The 21,541-nt window shown below is 71.3% G+C and carries 16 protein-coding genes and 1 tRNA gene; 16 read left to right on the forward strand and 1 reads right to left on the reverse strand.

The annotated features are described in order from the left end of the window. Nucleotide 1 precedes the first annotated feature (1 nt). The 5 genes from murJ to ACGF3C_RS19400 all read left to right on the forward strand — a co-directional run bounded on the left by murJ (nt 2) and on the right by ACGF3C_RS19400 (nt 7,787). Nucleotides 2–1,690 (forward strand): murein biosynthesis integral membrane protein MurJ, encoded by a 1,689-nt coding sequence (gene murJ / locus ACGF3C_RS19380; RefSeq protein ID WP_393223669.1) that lies wholly within the window; start codon nt 2–4, stop codon nt 1,688–1,690. After that, entirely contained in the window at nt 1,687–2,856 is a 1,170-nt protein-coding gene (locus tag ACGF3C_RS19385; RefSeq protein WP_393223672.1) for a glycosyltransferase family 4 protein, read from the forward strand. The genes murJ and ACGF3C_RS19385 overlap by 4 nt, the downstream gene beginning before the upstream one ends. Continuing rightward, a complete protein-coding gene (locus ACGF3C_RS19390; RefSeq protein WP_393224460.1) occupies nt 2,856–5,270 on the forward strand; it encodes a hypothetical protein in 2,415 nt (804 codons plus the stop codon). The genes ACGF3C_RS19385 and ACGF3C_RS19390 overlap by 1 nt, the downstream gene beginning before the upstream one ends. Before the next feature lie 163 nt (nt 5,271–5,433). Beyond that, nucleotides 5,434–7,185 (forward strand): CTP synthase, encoded by a 1,752-nt coding sequence (locus tag ACGF3C_RS19395; protein WP_357231154.1) that lies wholly within the window; start codon nt 5,434–5,436, stop codon nt 7,183–7,185. After that, on the forward strand, nt 7,182–7,787 hold the full coding sequence (locus tag ACGF3C_RS19400) for an NUDIX hydrolase (protein ID WP_357231157.1): 606 nt from the start codon (nt 7,182–7,184) through the stop codon (nt 7,785–7,787). The genes ACGF3C_RS19395 and ACGF3C_RS19400 overlap by 4 nt, the downstream gene beginning before the upstream one ends. Before the next feature lie 84 nt (nt 7,788–7,871). On the opposite strand, the gene ACGF3C_RS19405 is transcribed toward ACGF3C_RS19400, so the two are convergent. After that, nucleotides 7,872–8,210 (reverse strand): TM2 domain-containing protein, encoded by a 339-nt coding sequence (locus ACGF3C_RS19405; protein ID WP_393224463.1) that lies wholly within the window; start codon nt 8,208–8,210, stop codon nt 7,872–7,874. Between the two features lie 229 nt (nt 8,211–8,439). Between ACGF3C_RS19405 and ald the strand changes: the two genes are divergently transcribed. The 11 genes from ald (at nt 8,440) to ACGF3C_RS19460 (ending at nt 21,520) form a co-directional block, all read left to right on the forward strand. Beyond that, nucleotides 8,440–9,555 carry an alanine dehydrogenase gene (gene ald, locus ACGF3C_RS19410; protein WP_279519840.1) on the forward strand — a complete coding sequence of 372 codons (1,116 nt, stop codon included), beginning with the start codon at nt 8,440–8,442 and terminating at the stop codon, nt 9,553–9,555. 38 nt (nt 9,556–9,593) lie between these two features. Beyond that, nucleotides 9,594–10,559: a site-specific tyrosine recombinase XerD gene (locus tag ACGF3C_RS19415; RefSeq protein ID WP_393223676.1), complete on the forward strand. Its 966-nt coding sequence runs from the start codon at nt 9,594–9,596 to the stop codon at nt 10,557–10,559. A gap of 179 nt (nt 10,560–10,738) precedes the next feature. Further along, nucleotides 10,739–11,662 carry a ParA family protein gene (locus ACGF3C_RS19420; protein ID WP_030487987.1) on the forward strand — a complete coding sequence of 308 codons (924 nt, stop codon included), beginning with the start codon at nt 10,739–10,741 and terminating at the stop codon, nt 11,660–11,662. 41 nt (nt 11,663–11,703) lie between these two features. Continuing rightward, nucleotides 11,704–12,759: a segregation and condensation protein A gene (locus ACGF3C_RS19425; RefSeq protein ID WP_393223680.1), complete on the forward strand. Its 1,056-nt coding sequence runs from the start codon at nt 11,704–11,706 to the stop codon at nt 12,757–12,759. Further along, a complete protein-coding gene (gene scpB, locus ACGF3C_RS19430) occupies nt 12,752–13,840 on the forward strand; it encodes an SMC-Scp complex subunit ScpB (protein ID WP_393223683.1) in 1,089 nt (362 codons plus the stop codon). Before ACGF3C_RS19425 ends, scpB begins: the two co-directional genes overlap by 8 nt. Next, nucleotides 13,827–14,597, forward strand: coding sequence for a pseudouridine synthase (locus tag ACGF3C_RS19435; RefSeq protein ID WP_238659881.1), 771 nt, complete (start codon nt 13,827–13,829; stop codon nt 14,595–14,597). Before scpB ends, ACGF3C_RS19435 begins: the two co-directional genes overlap by 14 nt. Before the next feature lie 195 nt (nt 14,598–14,792). Further along, nucleotides 14,793–15,473 (forward strand): (d)CMP kinase, encoded by a 681-nt coding sequence (gene cmk / locus ACGF3C_RS19440; protein ID WP_393223686.1) that lies wholly within the window; start codon nt 14,793–14,795, stop codon nt 15,471–15,473. Next, a complete protein-coding gene (der, locus tag ACGF3C_RS19445; protein WP_238689286.1) occupies nt 15,470–16,876 on the forward strand; it encodes a ribosome biogenesis GTPase Der in 1,407 nt (468 codons plus the stop codon). The genes cmk and der overlap by 4 nt, the downstream gene beginning before the upstream one ends. Nucleotides 16,877–17,093: 217 nt before the next feature. Next, a tRNA-Pro gene (locus tag ACGF3C_RS19450) sits at nt 17,094–17,167 on the forward strand. Nucleotides 17,168–17,283: 116 nt separating this feature from the next. Continuing rightward, entirely contained in the window at nt 17,284–18,240 is a 957-nt protein-coding gene (locus ACGF3C_RS19455) for a tyrosine-type recombinase/integrase (protein WP_393224465.1), read from the forward strand. A gap of 268 nt (nt 18,241–18,508) precedes the next feature. Beyond that, nucleotides 18,509–21,520, forward strand: a complete 3,012-nt coding sequence (locus tag ACGF3C_RS19460) for a hypothetical protein (protein ID WP_393223690.1) — start codon at nt 18,509–18,511, stop codon at nt 21,518–21,520. The last annotated feature ends 21 nt before the right edge of the window (nt 21,521–21,541 follow it).

The raw sequence follows: 21,541 nt of genomic DNA on the forward strand, positions 1-21,541 counted from the left end.
CGTGACCAGACCGGCACCCCTCGCCGGCGCCGGCCGGCTGGCCGGGGCAGCCGCGCTCATCGCCGTCCTCACCGTGGCCAGCCGACTCGCCGGCTTCGGCCGCACCGCCGTGTTCACCTGGAGCCTGGCGCCCACCGACCTCGGTGGCACCTACGTGGTGGCCAACGCGGTGCCGAACTTCATCTTCGAGATCGTCGCCGGGGGAGCGCTGGCCAGTCTCGTCGTACCGCTGCTCGCCGGTGCGGTCGCGGCGGGCGACCGGACGGCCGTGGCCCGGACCACCGGCGCGTTGCTGACCTGGACGCTGGCCCTGCTGGTCCCCCTCGCGCTGCTCGTGGTGCTGCTGGCCGGCCCGGTGGTCGAGTCGCTGGGCCACCACCTGACCACCGCCCAGCAGCAGAGCGGCGTGCGGATGCTGCGGGTCTTCGCGCCGCAGCTGCCGCTGTACGGGGTCGGCATCGTGCTCACCGGAGTGCTCCAGGCACACCGCCGTTTCGCCTGGCCGGTGCTCGCCCCGTTGCTGTCCAGCCTCACCGTCATCCTGGTGTACCTGGGGTTCACCGTCACGCAGGGCCGGTACGCCACGGTCGGCGGGGTGAGCGCCGGCGGTGAGTTGCTGCTCTCCGGCGGCACCACCCTCGGCGTGGTGGTGCTGTCGTTGTCGTTGCTGATCCCGGTCCGCCGGTTGCGCCTCGGGCTGCGACCCGGTTTCGGGTTTCCCGCCGACGCGCGGGCGAGGGTCGGCGGGTTGGCGGTGGCCGGCGCGGTCACCGTCACCACCCAGCAGATCGCGCTGATCGTCAGCCTGAACCAGGTCACCGCCGGAGCGCGGAGCAACCCGGGCGTCTACAACCTGGCGCAGACCGTCTACCTGCTGCCGTGGGCGGTGCTGGCGGTACCGCTGGCCATCGCCGCCTACCCGACCCTGGCGGCGGCGCGGGCCGCCGGGGACGAGCGCACCTACCGGGCGACCCTGGCGCCGGCCGTGCGTGGTGTGCTCCTGTTCAGTTGCCTCGGCACGGCCGCGTTGATCGGGACCGCCGGGCCGGTGGGGCATTTCTTCTTCCCGGCGGACACCGCGTCGACGGCCGCGGCCGCGATCATCGGGTACGCCCCCGGCCTGGTCGGCTACGGCCTCTTCGCGGTGCTCACCCGGGCGCTCTACGCGCGGGGCGAGACCCGGGCGGCGACGCTCGCCACGGCGGTCGGATTCCTGGTGGTGCCTGCCGTCGTCCTGCTGCTCGGCGCGGTGCTGCCCCTGCGCGACCGGGTGCTCGCGGTGACGGCCGCGAACTCGGTGGGGATGCTGGTGCTGGGCACCCTGCTGCTCCTGGCGGTGCGGCGCAGCGCCGGCCGTCCCGCCCTCGCGGGAGCGGCACGGGCCGCAGCGGCCGGTGGCCTCGCCGGTGTGCTCGCCGGGCTCGCCGGGCTGGGCCTCAGCCGTTGGCTCGACCAGTCGGACGGCGGCACCCCGACGACGGCGGCGGCGTTCGGTCAGGGCATGCTGTCCGGGGTTCTGGTTGGGGTTGTGTTCCTCGCCGTGGTCTGGTTCGTCGACCGGCGGGACGTACAGCCACTGCTCGCCGGGGTGCTGCGGCGTCTGGGCCGGCGGGGGCCGTCCGGCGGTGCGCCGACACCGGGCGCGGGCTCCGCGCAGCGGGGTGACGGGAAGGAGACGGCGACGCGATGACTGAGCCACCTCTGCCCGCCGGCTGGTCGGGCACCGTCGCGTTGGTGCTCGCGTCCAGCACCGGTGGGGTCGGCCAGCACGTCCGTTCGGTGGCCCGTGGCCTCGTCGCGGGCGGCACCACAGTCCTGGTCTGCGGGCCCGCCGCCACCCAGGAGCAGTTCGACTTCACCGGTGTCGGTGCCCGGTTCGAGGCGGTGGAGATCCCAGCCAGCCCGACTCCGGCCGACGCGCGGGCGGTGCTCACGCTGCGCCGGGCGCTCGCCGCCGCCACCGTCGACGTGGTGCACGCGCACGGCCTGCGGGCCGGGTTGGTCGCCGTGCTGGCCCGTCCGGCCGTCCCGCTGATCGTCACCTGGCACAACGCGGTGCTCGCCGGGGGGCTGCGGGGCGGGGTGTCCCGGCTCGTCGAACGTGTCGTCGCCCGGGGCGTCCGGGTGGCGCTCGGTGCCTCCGCGGACCTGGTGCGGCGGGCCGCCGAGGTGGGTGCCGCCGACGCCCGGCTCGCCCCGGTCGCCGCGCCGACGCTGCCCGCGCCGCGTCGACGCCCGGCGGCGGTCCGCGCCGAGTTCGGCGTCCGCCCGGACCAGCCGTTGATCCTCTCGGTCGGTCGGTTGCACCCGCAGAAGCGCTACGACGTGCTGATCGACGCGGCGGCCCGCTGGCGTACGCGTACCCCGCCGCCGGTCGTGGTGATCGCGGGCAGCGGGCCGGCGTATCTGCCGCTCGCCGCGCGGACCTCCGCCGCCCGCGCCCCGGTGACCCTGCTGGGGCACCGCACCGACGTGGCCGACCTGCTCGCCGGCGCCGACCTGGCGGTGGTGACCAGCGACTGGGAGGCGCGGCAACTCTTCGCCCAGGAGGCGTTGCGCGCAGGTGTGCCACTGGTGGCCACCGCTGTCGGCGGGCTCCCGGACCTGGTCGGCGACGCCGCCACGCTGGTGCCCGCCGGTGACGTGGACGCCCTCGACGCGGCCGTACGCGCGTTGCTGGACGACCCGGCGGCGCGGGCGGAGTTGGGCCGGCGCGGCGCCGAACGGGCGGCGACGTGGCCGACCGAGGCGGACACCGTCGCCACGCTTGCCGCCCTCTACGCCGAGCTGGCCGGGAACCCCGCCGGTCCGGCGGCCGCCCCGGGCTCCGACGCCCCGAGAACGGGACACCGGTGATGTTGCGCCGAATCGCCCCCGCCCTGTTGACAGTGCTCGTGGTGGCGCTGGGCGTCACCGCGCTCGCCGCCCGCCCACCCCAGGGCGCCCCGCAACGCACCGCCGACTTCGTGGTGCTCGCCGGGATCGCTGGGCTGCGCTGGGACGACGTGGATCCGCAGAGCACGCCGACGCTGTGGCGGATGGCCCAGGACGGCTCGATCGGCTCCCTGTCGGTGCGGTCCGCGCACCGGCCCACCTGCCCGGTGGACGGCTGGCTGACAGTGGGCGCGGGCAGCTTCGCCGCGTGGAACGGCAGCCGGTCGGTCGACGGTTGTCCGTCGGCGGCGGTGACTGTGGAACAGCCCGACGGCATCGGCGCGAACCTGCCCGACCAGGAGAGCGTGGTCCAGTACAACCAGCAGCGGCTGCCCTGGGGCGCCCTGCCCGGCTCGTTGTCCGAGTCGGTGCGGTGCTCCGTCGCCGTGGGGCCGGGCGCGGCAGTGGCCGCCGCCCGACCGTTCGGCCGCGTCGACCGGTACGCCTCGGGGCTGCCGGCCGACCCGCGGCCGCTGCTCGGCTCGTGTGTGCTGAGCATCGTCGACCTCGGCACGGTCAAGGGGGCCGACCCGGCCACCCGCGCCGAGGAGGCCCGCGCGGCGGACGCCGAGCTGGCCCGGGTGCTGGCGGCGCGACCCCCACGGTCGTTGGTGCTGGTCGCGGGGATCTCCGACACCACCCAGCCGGCGCGGCTGCACGTGGCGGTCGCCGACGGGCCGGGCTGGGAGCGGGGGTGGCTCACCTCGGCCAGCACCGGCCGGGACGGGTACCTGCAACTTGTCGACCTCGCGCCGACCGCCCTCGCCGCGTTGGGCCGGCCCATGCCGGAGCGGCTCTTCCTCGGCCGTCCGGCGATCAGCACCGGCGGTCGTCCCGCCGATCTGACCGAGGCCATCAACGCGCCGGCGAACGCCGACCGGGAGGCGACCGCGCAGCGTTCCGTCTCCGGGGTGTTCTTCACGCTGCTCGCCGGGGTGCAGGTGCTGCTGGCCGTCGCGATCCTGCCGCTGCTGCGTCGGGCCCGTCCGCACGCCGGCCCGGCCGGTCCGACGCCCGTCTCCGGGCGGGTCGTGGCGGTGATGGAGCTGCTGCTGGTCGCCGCGGCGTTGACGGTGCCGGCGGCGCTGCTGACCGACGCGGTGCCCTGGTGGCGCGGTGAGCACCCGGGGTGGATCTTCGCCGGGGTGACCGCGCTGCTGGTGGCCGCCGGCACCGCGGCGGTGCGGTTCGCCCCCGGGTATTCGAACACCCTCGGGCCGTTGGGAGCGGTGGCCGGCCTCACCACGCTCGTGGTCGGGCTGGACGTGCTGACCGGGGCCCGCCTGCAGCTCAACGGCGTGGTCGGCTACTCCGCGTTGCAGGGCGGCCGGTACGCCGGGCTGAGCACTGTGGGGTTGGGAGTGTTCCTCGCCGGTGCGCTGGTCACCGGCGGCTGGTTCGCGCAGCGGGTGCACCGGGGCTGGCGGCCGGCGGTGATGGTGGCGGTGGGTGGTCTCGCCGTGGTGGTGGTCGGCAGCCCGTACCTGGGCGCCGACCCGGTCGGCGCGATCGCGCTCACCGCTGGGGTGAGCGTCGCCGCCGTGATCAGTGCCGGTGGCTGGTTGACGGTCAGCCGGCTGGCCTGGGCCACCATGGCGGCCCTGGCGGTCGGTATCGGGTTCGCGGTGGTGGACCTGCGACGTCCGGCCGCGGAGCGGGGCAGCCTGGGCCGGTTCCTGTCCGCGCTCGGTGACGGCACCGGCGGGTTCGCCGTGCACCGCTCCAGCACGGAGAACTTCGAGACGTTGGTCAACAGCCCGCTGACGGTGCTGGCGCTGACCGCCGGGTTGCTGGTGTGGTTCGCCCTGTTGCAGCCGTGGGGTGGGCTGATGCGGCTGTTCGGCATCTACCCGGCGGTCCGGGCCGCGCTGGCCGGCACCGTGGTCGCCGCGGTGCTCGGTGGTGTGCTCGACGGCGCGGCCCTGGACGTGATGGGTGCTGCAGCCGCCCTGGTGGTGCCGATGGCGGCCCTGGCGTCGCTACGGGTGCTCGGGCACGCCGCGGACCGGACCCGCCCGGTAGCGGCCCGCTCCCGCGCCAACGGCGCCGACGACGACTCGGGGTCCGGCGGGGTCGGCCCGGCCGGCGGAGGTGACGGTCCGACCGGCGGCGGTGGGCCACTGGGTGCCGTGCATCCCCGTCCGATCGCCGGCCCGCCCCCGGGCGTGCCGGCGACGGTCGCCAAACCGGTGTCGGACCCTGCGGGCGAGCGCCGGGGGGACGCCGACGAACCGGCCGAGCCGACCGCGAGCGGGTCGACGCCGGACGCCGCGCCGACGGCGCCCGTGCCGCCCCGGCAGGTCTCCCGGTCATCGACGGAGGTTGCCGCGTCCTGAGCGCCGGGCCTCGTCCGGATGGCCCGGAGGTGTCGCGGCCGGGGTGCGGCCTGCGGGTACCCGCCCGGGAGGTGTTACCGTCGAATCCCGTGGATCGCGTGATCACTTTGCTGATCAAGCACGGCGGTCTGCATGACCGCGACAGACGACACGGGAGCAGGCCTTGGCCCCATCAGCACGGACGACCAGGCACATTTTCGTCACCGGGGGCGTCGCCTCCTCGCTGGGTAAGGGCCTCACCGCCTCCAGCCTCGGCAACCTGCTGACCGCGCGCGGGCTGCGCGTGGTGATGCAGAAGCTCGACCCCTACCTGAACGTCGACCCGGGGACGATGAACCCGTTCCAGCACGGTGAGGTGTTCGTCACCGAGGACGGCGCCGAGACCGACCTCGACGTCGGGCACTACGAGCGGTTCCTCGACCGGGCGTTGTCCGGTAAGGCGAACGTCACCACCGGTCAGATCTACTCCGACGTGATCGCCAAGGAGCGGCGCGGCGAGTACCTGGGCGACACCGTCCAGGTCATCCCGCACATCACCAACGAGATCAAGTCGCGGATCCTGGCGATGGCCGACCCGGACGAGGACGGCCAGCTGCCCGACGTGGTGATCACCGAGGTCGGTGGCACGGTCGGCGACATCGAGTCGCTGCCGTTTTTGGAGGCGATCCGTCAGGTCCGCCACGACCTGGGCCGCGACAACTGCTTCTACCTGCACGTCTCGCTGGTGCCGTACCTGGCGCCCTCGGGTGAGCTGAAGACCAAGCCGACCCAGCACTCGGTGGCGCAGCTGCGCAACATCGGTATCCAGCCGGACGCGATCGTGCTCCGCTGCGACCGGGAGATCCCGGTGAAGCTCAAGGAGAAGCTGTCGCTCTACTGCGACGTGGATGCCGAGGCGGTCGTCGCCGCCCCGGACGCCCCGAGCATCTACGACATTCCGAAGGTGCTGCACCGGGAGGGGCTCGACGCGTACGTGGTGCGCCGGCTCGGCCTCTCTTTCCGGGACGTGGACTGGGCCAGCTGGGACGACCTGCTGGAGCGGGTGCACCGCCCCCGGCACACCGTCACCGTCGCCGTGGTCGGCAAGTACGTCGACCTGCCCGACGCGTACCTGTCGGTGAGTGAGGCGATCCGGGCGGCGGGCTTCGGCCACCGGGCCCGGGTGCAGCTCAAGTGGGTGCCCAGCGACGAGTGCGTCACCCCGGCCGCCGCCGCCGCGGCGTTGGCCGGCGTGGACGGCATCCTCATCCCCGGCGGCTTCGGCGTCCGCGGCATCGAGGGCAAGATCGGCACCGCCCGGTACGCCCGGGAGGCCGGCATCCCGCTGCTCGGCCTCTGCCTCGGCCTGCAGTGCATGACCATCGAGGTGGCCCGGCACCTGGCCGACCTGGACGGCGCGAACTCGTTGGAGTTCGACGAGCAGGCGGCCCACCCGGTCATCGCCACCATGGCCGACCAGGAGGACATCGTCGCCGGTCGGGGTGACCTGGGCGGCACGATGCGGCTGGGGGCGTACCCGGCGACGTTGACCGAGGGCTCGATCGTCGCCGAGGCGTACGGCAGCACCGAGATCAGCGAGCGGCACCGGCACCGCTACGAGGTGAACAACGCCTACCGGGACGCGCTGACCAAGGCGGGTCTGCACATCTCCGGCACCTCGCCGGACGGTCGGCTGGTCGAGTTCATCGAACTGGACCGGAGCCTGCACCCGTTCTTCGTGGCCACCCAGGCGCACCCCGAGTTGAAGAGCCGTCCGACCCGCCCGCACCCGCTGTTCGCCTCGTTCGTCAAGGCCGCGGTGACGTACTCGCAGGCCGACCAGTTGCCGGTCGACCTGGACGCGGCGGCGGAGGCCCCGACGACGCGCAAGGCCGCCCGCAACGGTGCCGCGACGAAGGCGTCGTCGGCGTCGTGAGCAACCTGGAGCACCGCTACGAGGTGCGTTCGCGGCAGGAGCGGTACCGGGGGCGGATCTTCGACGTGGTCACCGAGGAGGTGACCATGCCGGGCGGTGGGACCGGGCTGCGTGACCTCGTCCGGCACGTCGGGGCGGTGGCCGTGGTGGCGCTCGACGACGCCGACCAGGTGGTGCTGATCCGGCAGTACCGGCACCCGGTCGGGCGGCACCTGTGGGAGCTGCCGGCCGGTCTGATGGACGTCTCCGGCGAGGAGTTGCCGGTGGCCGCGCTGCGGGAGTTGGCCGAGGAGGCCGACCTCACCGCCGGGCGGGTCGACGTGCTGGTGGACCTGCACAGCTCGCCGGGGTTCACCAACGAGATCGTCCGGGTGTTCCTGGCCCGTGACCTCGCCGACGTGCCGGCCGACGAGCGGCACGAGCGCCACGACGAGGAGGCCGACCTCCAGGTCGTCCGGATCGACCTGGACGAGGCGGTCGCCATGGTCGCGGCCGGTGAGATCACCAACGCGTCCGCGGTGGCCGGGCTGCTGGCCGTGGCCCGGGCCCGGGACACCGGCTTCGCGTCTCTGCGTCGGGCGGACGCGCCGCTGCCGCGCTGAGCGTCGCCGCCGGTCCAGCCGGTCGGGGGAGTACGCGCCAAAGGGGCCCCGCGGTCAGCCGCGGGGCCCCTTTCGCTTGCTGGTCTAGGAGTCGCGCAGCGGACGGCCCTGCGCGTCCGTGCCGCCGTTGACCAGGATGAGGATGCCGTCGATGAGGCCCCAGAAAGCGCCGAGGCCGCAGGTCACCAGGCTCACGACGAGCTGGAGAACGGCGATCTTGGTGTGTCCGGTGTAGAACCGACCGGCACCGAAGGTGCCGAGCAGGATGCCGAGGACGCCCGCGACGATCTTGCTCTTGTTCGAGACGCCCTGGGGGTACCCCGGATCGGGGTAACCGGGCTGGTAAGGAGGAGTGGTCATGGGCGGACACATTAGTGATCCACTCGCCGGCTGTCCGCACCGCCGCCCGGCAGATGGGACGATAGTGGTGAAACATTGTCCTGTTGGCTGAGGTGACGCTCGACCGCCGAATCTCGGCGGTGCCCTGACACATCGTCAGGACACCCGGGCACCGGGTGTCACTGTGCTGGCTCGCGGCGGCACCGGGCGCGCCTAGACTGCCGCCGCAGGACCGGTGTACCGCGGCGGCAAAGGGGCCGTCGTGGCACCGAGCAGTCGGGGGAGAGCAGCCCCGAAGAGAGGTGTCTGCATCGTGAAGGTCGGAATCCCACGCGAGGTCAAGAACCACGAGTACCGCGTGGCGATCACGCCAGCGGGTGTCAACGAGTTCACCCGCAGCGGCCACCAGGTCTTCGTCGAGTCCGGCGCCGGGGTTGGCTCCAGCATCACCGACGAGGAGTTCGCCGCCGCCGGCGCGAAGATCCTCGCCACCGCCGACGAGGTGTGGGAGACCGCCGAGCTGGTCCTCAAGGTCAAGGAGCCGATCGCCGAGGAGTACCACCGGATGCGCGAGGGGCAGGTGCTCTTCACCTACCTGCACCTGGCCGCCTCCAAGGAGTGCACCGACGCGCTGATCGACCGCCGGGTCACCGGCATCGCGTACGAGACCGTCGAGCTGCCCGACCGGTCGCTGCCGCTGCTCGCCCCGATGTCCGAGGTCGCCGGCCGGCTCGCCCCGCAGGTGGGCGCCTTCTACATGATGCGTACCGGTGGTGGGCGCGGTGTGCTGCCCGGCGGTGTCTCCGGCGTGTACGCGGCCAAGACCGTTGTCATCGGCGCCGGTGTCTCCGGCATGAACGCCGCCGCGATCGCGCTGGGTCTGCAGTCCGAGGTGCTGCTGCTGGACAAGAACGTGGCCCGGCTGCGGCAGGCCGACGCGATCTACCGGGGCCACCTGCAGACCGTCGCCTCCAACGCGTACGAGGTCGAGCGCGCCGTGCTCGACGCCGACCTGGTCATCGGCGCGGTGCTGGTGCCCGGCGCGAAGGCCCCGACGCTGATCTCCAACGAGCTGGTCTCCCGGATGAAGCCCGGCAGCGTGCTCGTCGACATCGCCATCGACCAGGGCGGCTGCTTCGAGGACTCGCGCCCCACCACGCACGCCGACCCGGTCTACAAGGTCCACGAGTCGATCTTCTACTGCGTGGCGAACATGCCCGGCGCGGTGCCGAACACCAGCACCTACGCCCTGACCAACGTCACCCTGCCGTACGCCCTGGAACTGGCCAACCAGGGCTGGCGCGAGGCGCTGCGCAACGACCCGGCGCTGGCGCTGGGCCTCAACACCCACGCCGGTCAGGTCACCTACGGCCCGGTCGCCGAGGCGCACGGCATGGACGTGCTCCCGCTGGCCGACGTGCTGGCCTGAACGGTGGCGGGCTGACCGGCGGCACGGACTCCGCCGGCGTGGGCACACCACCCACGCCGGCGCTGCGCCGTGCCGTGCGCGGGTACCTCGACCACCTGACCGTCGAACGTGGCCTCTCCGCGAACACGCTCGCCTCGTACCGCCGGGACCTGGACCGCTATCTCGCCACCCTGACCGACGCCGGCGTCACCGACCTCGCGTCGGTCGGCGCCGGCCTCGTCGAGTCGCACCTGGCGCGGCTGCGCGCCGGCGACGACGCCCACCCGCCCCTCGCGGTCTCCTCCGCCGCCCGCGCGGCCAGCGCGGTACGCGGCCTGCACCGCTTCGCGCTGCGCGAGGGCCTCACCGGCGCCGATCCGAGCCGCGACGTCCGCCCGCCCACCCCGCCCCGGCGGCTGCCCCGGGCGCTACCGGTCGACGACGTGGTCCGGCTGCTGGAGACCGCCGGCCCGATCACCGCGACCGGCGACGACGCGCCCCTCGCCCTGCGCGACCGGGCGCTGCTGGAGTTCCTGTACGGCACCGGCGCGCGCATCTCCGAAGCGGTCGGCGCCGCCGTGGACGACCTCGACACCGACGACGGCACGGTGCTGCTGCGCGGCAAGGGCGGCCGGGTGCGGCTGGTGCCCATCGGCGGGTACGCCGTCGACGCCGTCCGCGCCTACCTGGTCCGGGCCCGTCCCGGGCTGGCCGCCGCCGGCCGGGGCACCCCGGCGGTGTTCCTCAACGCCCGCGGTGGCGCGCTGTCCCGCCAGGGCGCCTGGGGCATCCTGCGCCGCGCCGCCGACCGGGCCGGGCTGCCCGTGGACGGGCCGGCCGCGGTCTCCCCGCACACCCTGCGCCACTCGTACGCCACCCATCTGCTCGACGGCGGCGCCGACGTCCGGGTGGTCCAGGAGCTGCTCGGCCACGCCTCGGTGACCACCACCCAGGTCTACACGTTGGTCACCGTGGAGCGGCTGCGCGAGGTGTACGCCACCGCCCATCCCCGCGCCCAGGGCTGAACAGGTAGCTGTCGACGCCGACACGCCGGGCCGGTGCCGAACCCCCTGCTGGTCGGTGGCGTACAGTCGGCATCGGCGCGGACCTCCTGGAGCGACACGACCGGGGTGCGCAGCGGCGCCGCGAAGGACGTCGGACGGCTCCGACGCCGGGTGGGTCGTCGGGAGGGGGCAACGAGCACATGGCTGGCAACGGTGACCGTGCCGAGACCTGGACGTCGGAGCTCCGCGAGCAGCAGGCCACGCTCGGCGCGGACCTGGGTCCTGCGGACCCGGCTGCCTACACGATGCGCAAGCCCATTCCCGAGCCGATGCCCACCGACCGGCACGGCCCCGCGCGCATCATCGCGATGGCCAACCAGAAGGGTGGCGTCGGTAAGACGACCACCACCATCAACCTGGGTGCCGCCCTCGCCGAATACGGCCGCAAGGTGCTGCTCGTCGACTTCGACCCGCAGGGCGCGCTCTCGGTGGGGCTGGGCGTCAACCCGCACAATCTCGACCTGTCCATCTACAACCTGCTCATGCAGGACGACATCATCGCCGAGGACGTCGTCATCAAGACCGACGTCGCGGGGCTGCACCTGCTGCCGGCCAACATCGACCTCTCCGCCGCCGAGATCCAGCTCGTCAACGAGGTCGCGCGGGAGATGGCCCTGGCCCGGGTCCTGCGCACGGTCCGCAAGGAGTACGACTACATCCTGATCGACTGCCAGCCGTCACTCGGCCTGCTGGCGATCAACGCGTTGACCGTCGCGCACGGCGTGCTCATCCCCCTCGAGTGCGAGTTCTTCAGCCTGCGGGGTGTGGCACTGCTGCTGGACACCATCGACAAGGTGCGCGAGCGACTCAACTTCGACCTGGAGCTCGAAGGCATCCTCGCCACCATGTACGACAGCCGCACCACGCACTGCCGCCAGGTCCTCCAGCGGGTGGTGGAGGCGTTCGGCGACAAGGTCTACCAGACGGTCATCACCAAGACGGTGAAGTTCCCCGAGTCGACAGTGGCCGGTGCCCCCATCACGACGATGGACCCGGCCTCCTCCGGGGCACGTAACTACCGTCAGCTGGCCCGCGAGGTGATCGCCGCCCAGTCGGAGCGGTAGCCGGAAGGTCCCGTGCCCGCCTCGTGGACTACGGTCGTCCGGTGACCGCGCCACCCCTCGACCCACCCGAGACCGCCGACGCGGCCGTGGTCGACGGTGTGCCGCCGGTCGATCCCGCCGCTACCGGCTTCACGGTGCGGCTGGCCAACTTCACCGGCCCGTTCGACCTACTGCTGCAACTGATCGGCAAGCACAAACTCGACGTCACCGAGGTGGCCCTGCACACGGTCACCGACGAGTTCATCGCCTACATCAGGGCGATGGGCGACAACTGGGACCTGGACGAGGCCAGCGAGTTCCTGCTCATCGCCGCGACCCTGCTCGACCTGAAGGCGGCCCGGCTGCTGCCCGCCGCCGAGGTGGAGGACGAGGCCGACCTCGCCCTGCTGGAGGCACGGGACCTGCTCTTCGCCCGGCTGTTGCAGTACAAGGCGTACAAGGAGGCGGCGGCGCACATCGCCGAGCTGGAGGCCGTCGGCGGCCGACGCTACCCGCGCGCCGTCAGCCTGGAGGCCCGCTACGCCGAGGCGCTGCCCGACCTGGTGCTCGGCATCGGCCCCCAACGGCTGCTGAAGCTGGCCGTGAAGGCGATGACCCCGAAGCCGGTGCCGGAGGTCTCCATCGCCCACGTGCACATGGTCCGGGTCAGTGTCCGGGAACACGCCGCGATCCTCGCCGCCCGGCTGCGCCGGGCCGGCACCGCCACGTTCTCGCTGCTCTGCGCGGACTGCGAGGCCACCCTGGAGGTGGTGGCCCGGTTCCTCGCGCTGCTGGAGCTGTACCGGGAGGGCCTGGTGTCGTTCGTGCAGGAGCAGGCCCTGGAGGAGCTGACCGTGCGGTGGACCGGCCCGGCCGACGGCGACACCGAGCTGCACGTCGACGAGTACGCCGGCAGCCCGGCCGACCCCGAGTCACCGGGGCCTGAGCTGCCTGAGTCGGCGGGGGCAGAGGTTGAGCCGGCGGGGGCTGAGCTTGCCGGGGATGCGCCTGAATCGGCGAGGGCTGAGCTTGGCCCGGCGGGGGCTGACCTTGTGCCGACGGGGGAGGCCGACGGGTCGGACGGGACGGGAACGACGGAGGGTGCGCGGGATGAGTGACGAGCAACGTCGGGACTCGCTGGCCGACCAGGCCGCCGCCTGGGTGCCCCCGTGGGAGCGCCCCCGACCGCCCGCCGCCGACACCCCCACGGAGCCGGACGGGTCAGCCGCGTCACCGGAGACCGAGGAGCCCGCAGCGGCAGCACCCGGACCGGCGCCAGAAGCCGCCGAGCCGGACCTGGACGTGCCGGGTTCTACGCAGGTTGACCCGGATGGGCGGGGCCCAGACGACGTGCGCCCGGGTGAGCCGCGCCCTGTCGAGGTGGCCGCAGGTGGGCCCGATCTCCTTGAGGTGGCCTCCGACGAGGTAGGCCCGGGTGAGCCGGATCGCGTTGAGGCGGATCGCGTTGAGGCGGCTCGCGTTGAGGCGGATCGCGTTGAGGCGGCGGCGGGCGACGTGGGCTCGGCGGGCCCGGACCTCGGCGGGGTGACGGACGGCACGGTGGAGGAGTCGGGTGACGCTGCGGGCGTACCCCGACGGCAGCTGGCGGGACGGCGGCGGGCGACGGTCGTGCCGGAGCCCGCGCCCGAGCTGTCCGACAGTGAGCTGCGCGGCGCGTTGGAGGCGATTCTGCTGGTCGTCGACGAGCCGGTCAGCGAGCTGGTGCTGGCCCAGGTGCTGGAGCTGCCCGCCGAGCGCGTCGGGCCGATGCTCGACGAGATCGCCGCCGGTTACACGGCGGCCGGGCACGGGTTCGAGCTGCGGCGGGCGGCGGGCGGGTGGCGGCTGTACACCCGGCCGGAATACGCTACGTACGTTGAGCGGTTCGTGTTGGACGGGCAGTCCGTGCGGCTGACCCAGGCGGCGCTGGAGACGCTCGCCGTGGTTGCGTACAAGCAGCCGGTGACCCGTTCGCGAATCTCAGCCATCCGGGGTGTGAACTGCGACGGGGTCATCCGTACGCTGGTCACCCGTGGCCTCATCGAGGAGTGCGGCACCGAAACGGACAGTGGGGCGTTCCTCTACCGGACCACCACGTTGTTCCTGGAGAAGCTCGGGCTGAACACCGTCGACGAGCTGCCGCCCCTCGCACCCTTCCTGCCCGACGACGTAGAAGAGCTTGCTGATGCGACCCGATAACCGTTCCCCGAAACCCGACGCGCCCGTCTACGAGGGGGCTGAGCGTCTGCAGAAGGTGCTCGCCGCCGCCGGCGTGGGTTCCCGGCGCGCCTGTGAGGACCTGATCTTCCGCCGCCGGGTCACCGTGGACGGGCGGGTCGCCAAGCTCGGCGACAAGGTCGACCCGGCCACCTCCGTGATCCACGTGGACGGGGAGCGCCTCCAGGTCGACATCCGTCTGGTCTACGTGGCGATGAACAAGCCGCGCGGGGTGGTCACCTCGATGGCGGACGACAAGGGGCGCAACGAGCTGGCCGAGTTCATCGGCAACCGGGTGGAGCAGCGGGTCTACCACGTGGGGCGGCTCGACGCGGACAGTGAGGGCCTGCTGCTGCTCACCAACGACGGCACCCTCGCGCACAAGCTCATGCACCCCTCGTACGAGGTGCTGAAGACCTATCTGGCCGAGGTGGTCGGGCCGATCCCGCGCAACCTGAGCAAGCGGCTGCTGGCCGGCGTCGAGCTGGAGGACGGGCCGGTCAAGGTCGACTCGTTCAAGGTGGTGGACACTCTGGGTAAATCCGCCCAGGTGGAGCTGAGCCTGCACGAGGGCCGCAAGCACATCGTCCGACGGCTGATGGAGGAGGTCGGGCACCCGGTCACCCGGCTGGTGCGTACCTCGATCGGTCCTATCCGGCTGGGTGAACTGCGGACCGGACGGATCCGGCGGTTGACGAACGCCGAGGTCGCCGCCCTGTTCAACGCGGTGGGTGACTGACCCCCGAGTTCGGGGTACGGCAGCCGGTAGGCTCCACCGATGGCCGGGACGCGGCCGCCCGGGTGGCGTGGGTCGCCTCCGGCGGCGTCGCGCGTAGGTCCGCCAACGGACCCGGGCATGATTGATGACGATTGACAACCGCTTGCGGCGCCAGATCACCGGGCGATCCGCGAGGTACGGGCTGAGGAGGACACGGTGGAGGAAAACGTACGGGCCGGGCGATGTGTGGTCGCTGTGGACGGGCCGTCCGGTTCGGGTAAGTCCACCGTGTCGCGGCGGCTCGCCGCGAGCATCGGTGCGCGCTACCTGGACACCGGGGCGATGTACCGGGCGATCACGTGGGCCGTGCTGCGCTCCGGCGTGGATCTCACCGACACCGCGTCGGTGGCGAAGGTCGCCGGCGAGGTCAACCTGCGCATCGGCACCCACCCGCAGGGGTACGCCGTGACCGTCGACGGTGTGGGCGTGGATGCCGACATCCGTGGCGCCGAGGTGACCGGCGCGGTTTCCGCCGTCGCCGCCGTGCCGGCTGTCCGTGAGCTGCTCGTCAACCGGCAGCGCGAGATGATCGCCAACGCGGGTCGGATGGTGGTCGAGGGTCGCGACATCGGCTCGGTCGTGGCGCCGGACGCCGACCTGAAGGTTTTCCTGACCGCCTCCGAGGCGGCCCGTGCCGCCCGGCGCAGCGCCGAGGACGCCGCCGACGTGGCGGCCACGGCCGCAGATCTGGCCCGGCGGGACCGTCTCGACTCGACCCGCAAGGTCAACCCGCTGGCCCAGGCGCCCGACGCGGTGGTGCTGGACACCACGGAGCTGGGCATCGACGAGGTCGTGGCGCGGCTGCGTGAGCTGCTCACCGAGCGGGGCGTGGCATGAGTAGCGATGGTGGTGGATGGGTCGAGTTGCGGGAGCCCGACGTCGTCGTCGAGGAACCGAGCGGCCCGCAGCCGGTGGTGGCCGTGGTCGGTCGCCCCAACGTGGGTAAGTCGACGTTGGTCAACCGGATCATCGGTCGCCGGCAGGCGGTCGTCGAGGACGTCCCCGGCGTGACGCGCGACCGCGTCCCGTACGACGCGCAGTGGAACGGCCGGGCGTTCACAGTGGTGGACACCGGCGGCTGGGAACCGGACGCGAAGGACCGGGCCGCGGCCATCGCGGCGCAGGCCGAGACAGCGGTCGTCACCGCCGATGTGGTGCTCTTCGTGGTCGACGCGATGGTGGGCTCCACCGACGTGGACGAGGCCGCGGTGAAGATGCTGCGGCGCAGCGCCAAGCCGGTGATCCTGGTGGCGAACAAGGCCGACAACAACTCCATCGAGATGGAGGCCACCTCGCTGTGGTCACTCGGTCTCGGTGAGCCGTTCCCGGTGTCCGCGCTGCACGGGCGCGGCTCCGGCGACCTGCTGGACGCCATCCTCGCCGCGCTGCCGGAGGCACCGGCGATCGTGGAGAACCGTCCGCGTGGGCCGCGCCGGGTGGCGCTGGTCGGGCGGCCGAACGTCGGCAAGTCCAGCCTGCTGAACCGGTTCTCCGGTGAGGAGCGGGCGGTCGTCGACTCGGTGGCGGGCACCACAGTGGACCCGGTGGACAGCCTGGTCGAGATCGGTGGTCAGACCTGGCAACTGGTCGACACGGCTGGGCTGCGCAAGCGGGTCGGCAAGGCCAGCGGCACCGAGTACTACGCCAGCCTGCGGACCGCCGGCGCGATCGAGGCCGCCGAGGTGGCCGTGGTGCTGCTGGACTCCAGCGAACCGATCAGCGAGCAGGACCAGCGGATCCTGTCGATGGTGACCGAGTCGGGTCGGGCGCTGGTCATCGCGTTCAACAAGTGGGACCTGGTCGACGCCGACCGTCGGTACTACCTGGACAAGGAGATCGACCGGGAGTTGCGCCGCATCCCCTGGGCGATCCGGCTGAATCTGTCGGCGATGACCGGCCGTGCCGTGGACAAGCTGGCCCCGGCCCTGAACAAGGCGCTGGCCAGCTGGGAAACCCGCGTGCCGACCGCTCACCTGAACCAGTGGCTGACCGCGCTGGTGCAGGCCACCCCCCACCCGGTACGTGGTGGGCGGGCGCCGCGGATCCTGTTCGCGACGCAGGCCGGTGTGGCGCCGCCACGGTTCGTGCTCTTCACCACCGGCCCGCTCGACGCCGGGTACCAGCGCTTCGTCGAGCGCAAGCTCCGCGAGGAGTTCGGGTACGAGGGCAGCCCGATCGAGATCTCGGTCCGCCCGCGAAAGAAGCTCGGCCCCGGCGGCCGAGGCAAGGCGCACGGCTGACGCGTCTGCCGTTCTGCTCCCCAAATGCCGGATGGGCGATCCAGCCCATCCGGCATTTGTCCATCCAACCCCACCCTCCTAGGACGCTTTAGGGGTGGTGCGGTGGTTCGCTGTGCGGTGGTTCGGCTAGGTCGCCGACGCCGGTGGGGCCTGTGCGGACGGAGCGGGGCTGCTGCGCTAAGCTGTACCGGCTGCCGCGGGGGAAACCGCGCGGGGGCGGGACGTGGCGCAGCTTGGTAGCGCACTTGACTGGGGGTCAAGGGGTCGTCGGTTCGAATCCGGCCGTCCCGACAGTGAGAGGGTTTCCGCAGGTCAGAGCCTGTGGGAACCCTCTTTTTCGTGTTCACGGTGGTTCGTCGAGGTCGAGTACGCCGCTTATCGACCCCTTGACTCGACGGGTGACCGACATGGCTCTACTGGACCTGAGCAAGCTCACCACCGACCTGTCCTCGACCTGGGCGGGATACCTGCGCGACTGGGACCGGACGTTGCGGGCGGGGAACTACCCGGAGACGACGCGGTACAACTACCTCCTCGCGGCGGCGCAGTTGGCCCGCTACCTGGCCGAGCATTCGCCGGATCCTGATGCCGCCGACGCCGCGGAGGACCCCACCGAGGTGACCCGTGGGCACGCGGAGGCGTTCCAGGCGTGGATGATCGAGACCCGGTCCGCGTCGACTGCGCTGAACAAGCACAAAGGTCTGCAGCAGTTCTTCAAGTGGTTGCTGGCTGAGGAAGACATCGACCGCTCTCCAATGGATCGGGTCCGACAGCCCAAGACACCACAGAAGCTGATCCCGATCATCCGGGACGAGGACACGAAGAAGCTCCTCGACGCCTGTAAGGGCAAGACCTTTCCGCACCTGCGCGACGAGGCGATCATCCGCCTGTACTACAACACCGGGGCGCGTCTGTCGGAGGTCGGCAACCTGCTGCTCGACGACGTGGACCTCAACACGGAGTCGGTGCACTACCACGGCAAGGGTGCCAAGGACCGCCGGGTGCGATTCGGGCCGAAGACGGCACGGGCCATCAGCCGCTACCTCCGGGCGCGAGGCAAGCACAAGGGATCGGAACTGCCGGATCTGTGGCTCGCCGACCGCGGTGGCCGAAGGTTGGCAGCCAACGGCATCAAGATTCGCCTGAAGCGGTTGGGTCTCGCCGCAGGCGTCGCGAACGTGCACGCCCACCGCTGGCGGCACAACTTCGCCCACGAGTGGAAGCGTGCCGGCGGGAACACCGGTGACCTGATGCTGCTGTTGGGCTGGACCTCTGAAGACATGCCCCGGCACTACGGCGCCAGCGCGGCGGCCGAACGCGCCCAGGAGATCCAGGTGCAACTGGGCATCGGGGAAGGGGTGTAGACGCGGGCAACACGGTCGGCCGAACCCGAGTACCGGCTTGGCCGACCGCGTTGCTCTCGTCGTCGATCGGCGGGTCTGAGTCGAGTCAGGGCTGGGCTGGCGTTGCGATCAGTCTTGCCGTCTGCAGGGAGGCCGGATGCGTCTCACCCGAAGAGGTGAACGGCGCGGGACATCACAGCGCTTCGGCGAGCCACATTCGTATGCAGACTCGCTATCCTGAAGCGCTCAGCCGGGCTAGAGCGAAAATCGGGATGAGGTAGGGATACGGGTGGCGACGCCGACATTGCTTGCTCGCCGGATCAGCTTCGAGTTGAGCGAGCTGAGTGCCTATGACGCCCATCATGAGTTCGAGCACCTCTGCCGCGAGCTGTCCAAGGCGCGTCTCGTAAGTAACGTGCTGCCGGCAACCGGCCCTGTCGCGGCCGGCGGCGACCAGGGCCGCGACTTCGAAACCTTCCACACATACCTGGCGACCGGCCTACGGTTCGCCACCGGCTTCCTCGGCCTTGCAACGTCGGACACCGTTGTCTTCGCCTGCACCCTGCAACGGGACAACCTGAAATCCAAGATCAAATCGGATTTGAAGTCGATCTGCACTCAGGGCACCGAGGTGCAACGCGTCTACTTCTTCGCTTCGTCGCCGGTCCCGGTCGCCCAGCGTCACGATCTACAGAAGTTCGCACGAGACAATTACCAGGTGGAACTCGAGATCCTCGACGGGCTGGCGATCGCCGAGTTGCTGACTGGTCCCGACATCTTCTGGATCGCCGAGACTTACCTGCGGCTCACGGCGGACCTGCGTCCGCCCTCACCCTCGGGGGAACCGCCGCTTCCCGGGTGGTATACGGCGCTGAAGCTGCAGTGGACTGTGGCTGAGCGTGTTCCGGTCAACCATGGGGACTTTTCGCAGCTGGTACGAGGACTACGGCACGCGACCGATACCAGGGAAGCCCGGTCGGATCTGGCCACATGGCTGAGTCTGGTCGAGCAGTTTCTTGCCGGCGGCCCGGATAGCGACACTGCGCAACGTGCCCGTTACGAGATCGCCCGGGCGACGCTGCGTGGCACCGGGGACCTGCGGCCGGCCGAGCATCACGTCCGCGCGTTCTTCGCCGAAATCACGTCCATGGCAGCGCCGGCGGCGCTGCTGGACGCAAGCGTCCTGCTTCAGTACGCCACGACAGCGACCCTCGCCGGCGAGGCCGCGCTTGACCACGACGAGCTACGCAACTGGGCGACCGAGCTTCGCCAACATCTGACGACGCTGCTCGAGGGCACGGCGGCCCCGGGACGCCGGGTAGGGCTCCTCAATGCTGCCGCGAGCCTCTCCCTGCACATCGACTACGGCGCGCTACCGCAACGCTGGCCGGAGGGCGATCCGATCTTGGATCTGCCGGGTGACGCGCCCGACGATCTGGAAGGCATCGCCGAGATACCGGCTTGGGTGCCACTAGTGGACGTTGGTCACGCAATGTCGTGCCTGGCGGAGCTCGTTGGCCTGCTGGCCGAGGCACCGACTTACCCGGTCGACTCGCTGGCGAACTATTTCGACATGATCGCTCCTATCCTGGCAGATCACCCCCTCTACGACCGTGTGCGAGGCGGCCTCGACGAGGTGACCAGCCGCCAGAGCGGCGATGCGGCCAAGGCGCAACGCTGCCGCGCACGGGCGATCTCGATGTGCCGCAGCGGCAACTGGCCGGCCGCGCTGCGGGATCTGCACGAGGCGAAGGTGGCATGGTGGCACGGCGACACGATGCGCGATGCGTTGCTCTCGATGCGGTTTATCTCTCGCGTCTACAGCGAGCTCGCGATGCCGCTGGCCGCCAAGCAGTACGGGTTGTCGGTGGCCTATTTAGCTGGCGTGCTACCCCAGCGCGACCTTACCGACCTTGTACCGGCTGGTTTGTTCGCGGCCGCGAACGCCGACCACTCGACCGGCGCCTGGCTGTCGGCACTGCGGATGACCCACGCCGCGGTCGTGCTCCACACCCAGTTCGCGGCCGATCCCTGGGACTTCGAACGACATCAGGATCTGCCAACAGCGACGGCACACGCAGCGATGATCCAAGCCGCGGCCCGGCACCGACCACAGCTGGCTGGCCCGGTCACTCAACTCATCGCTGACGCCGGACTGGCGCCCTTTGTCGACGGTCTGCTGGCTGAGGACCGCACCCAGTGGGAGTGGGATGAGGGGACCTGGCGAGCCCAGGCCGAACGTGACCTGAGTGGTGCACCGTTCTGCGACGCGGCGCCGATCCGGGTGTTCCAGTTCGAGGCGCTCGGCCAGCGCTGGAGTGTCCGCTGCCGCAATGCCAGGCCCCTGGTGGTAGCGGCCGAGGAGTTCTGCGCGGCAGCGCAAATCCTGCTGGTCGAGCTGGCGACAGCAGACCCGGTGCTGCTGCCGACCACCGTCGACATCGACTGCGAGCTTTTCGCCCCCGGTGACGAGCCGGCCGAACGAGCCCAGCCGATTCCCGACAACACCTGCTCACGGTGGAAAGTTCACCTGCCGTCGGAGGCTCCGGAATCACCCGAGGAGATCAACGGCCAGCTCCTACCGATACTCGTGCAGATCCTCGGGCACAACTCACTGTTACCCGAAGGCGCGTTCATGAAGATCGTCGAGGGCGCGCTGGGTCGTGGGCTTGCCCACAAGTTGACCACGGCCGACAGCTATCGCCGGATGACCGCTTTTTTCACCCGCGAGGCGGATCCCACCGACGGCGTACACGCGGACCCGCTCGGCGATACCACCGAGCCATTCCCGTTCACTGGAGCTGTCGCGCTGGCGGCTCCGACCACGCCTGGGCCGGGATACGACTGGGACGCAGCCGAGCGAATGATCAAGGAGCGCTATACCAACGCGAGCGCCATGACCCGTCATACCTTGCCCCAAGCCATGGGAGACGCATCTTTACGAGAGCACTTTGCTGACCTGCTCGCAGACGGCCGTAGGGAGTGGCACTTGCTGATGGCTCTCGCGAACCTCGTCCTCAACCATCGGATGCTTGTCGGTACCGGCAGTGTCCCGAGCCGGGTCACGAAAGACGACCTCATCCGGGAGGAACAGGCCGACGACCCGATGCCATCCAACGGGCAGATCAGGGAACAATTCGGCACATTCCTGGCGACTGGCGTGATCTCGGCTGCCAACTCCTGGGGACTGCAGGTCAACCAGGTAACCCCAGATATTGCGGCTATCGAAGCGCTTCTCAAGACGAGGTACCGCTACTGGGACGACGACATCGACCACGTCCCTGTGCTGCCAGTCAGCTGATGACCATGAGATCAACGCTAT

Origin of the sequence: Micromonospora sp. NPDC047762 (assembly GCF_043204655.1) — a bacterium.
Lineage (GTDB): Bacteria > Actinomycetota > Actinomycetes > Mycobacteriales > Micromonosporaceae > Micromonospora.

Coding starts and splice junctions, on each gene's coding strand:
- ACGF3C_RS19385 (WP_393223672.1), top strand. CDS start 1,687: ATGACTGAGCCACCTCTGCCCGCCGGCTGGTCGGGCACCGTCGCGTTG.
- ACGF3C_RS19390 (WP_393224460.1), top strand. CDS start 2,856: ATGTTGCGCCGAATCGCCCCCGCCCTGTTGACAGTGCTCGTGGTGGCG.
- ACGF3C_RS19420 (WP_030487987.1), top strand. CDS start 10,739: ATGGCTGGCAACGGTGACCGTGCCGAGACCTGGACGTCGGAGCTCCGC.
- scpB (WP_393223683.1), top strand. CDS start 12,752: ATGAGTGACGAGCAACGTCGGGACTCGCTGGCCGACCAGGCCGCCGCC.
- ACGF3C_RS19435 (WP_238659881.1), top strand. CDS start 13,827: ATGCGACCCGATAACCGTTCCCCGAAACCCGACGCGCCCGTCTACGAG.
- der (WP_238689286.1), top strand. CDS start 15,470: ATGAGTAGCGATGGTGGTGGATGGGTCGAGTTGCGGGAGCCCGACGTC.
- ACGF3C_RS19455 (WP_393224465.1), top strand. CDS start 17,284: ATGGCTCTACTGGACCTGAGCAAGCTCACCACCGACCTGTCCTCGACC.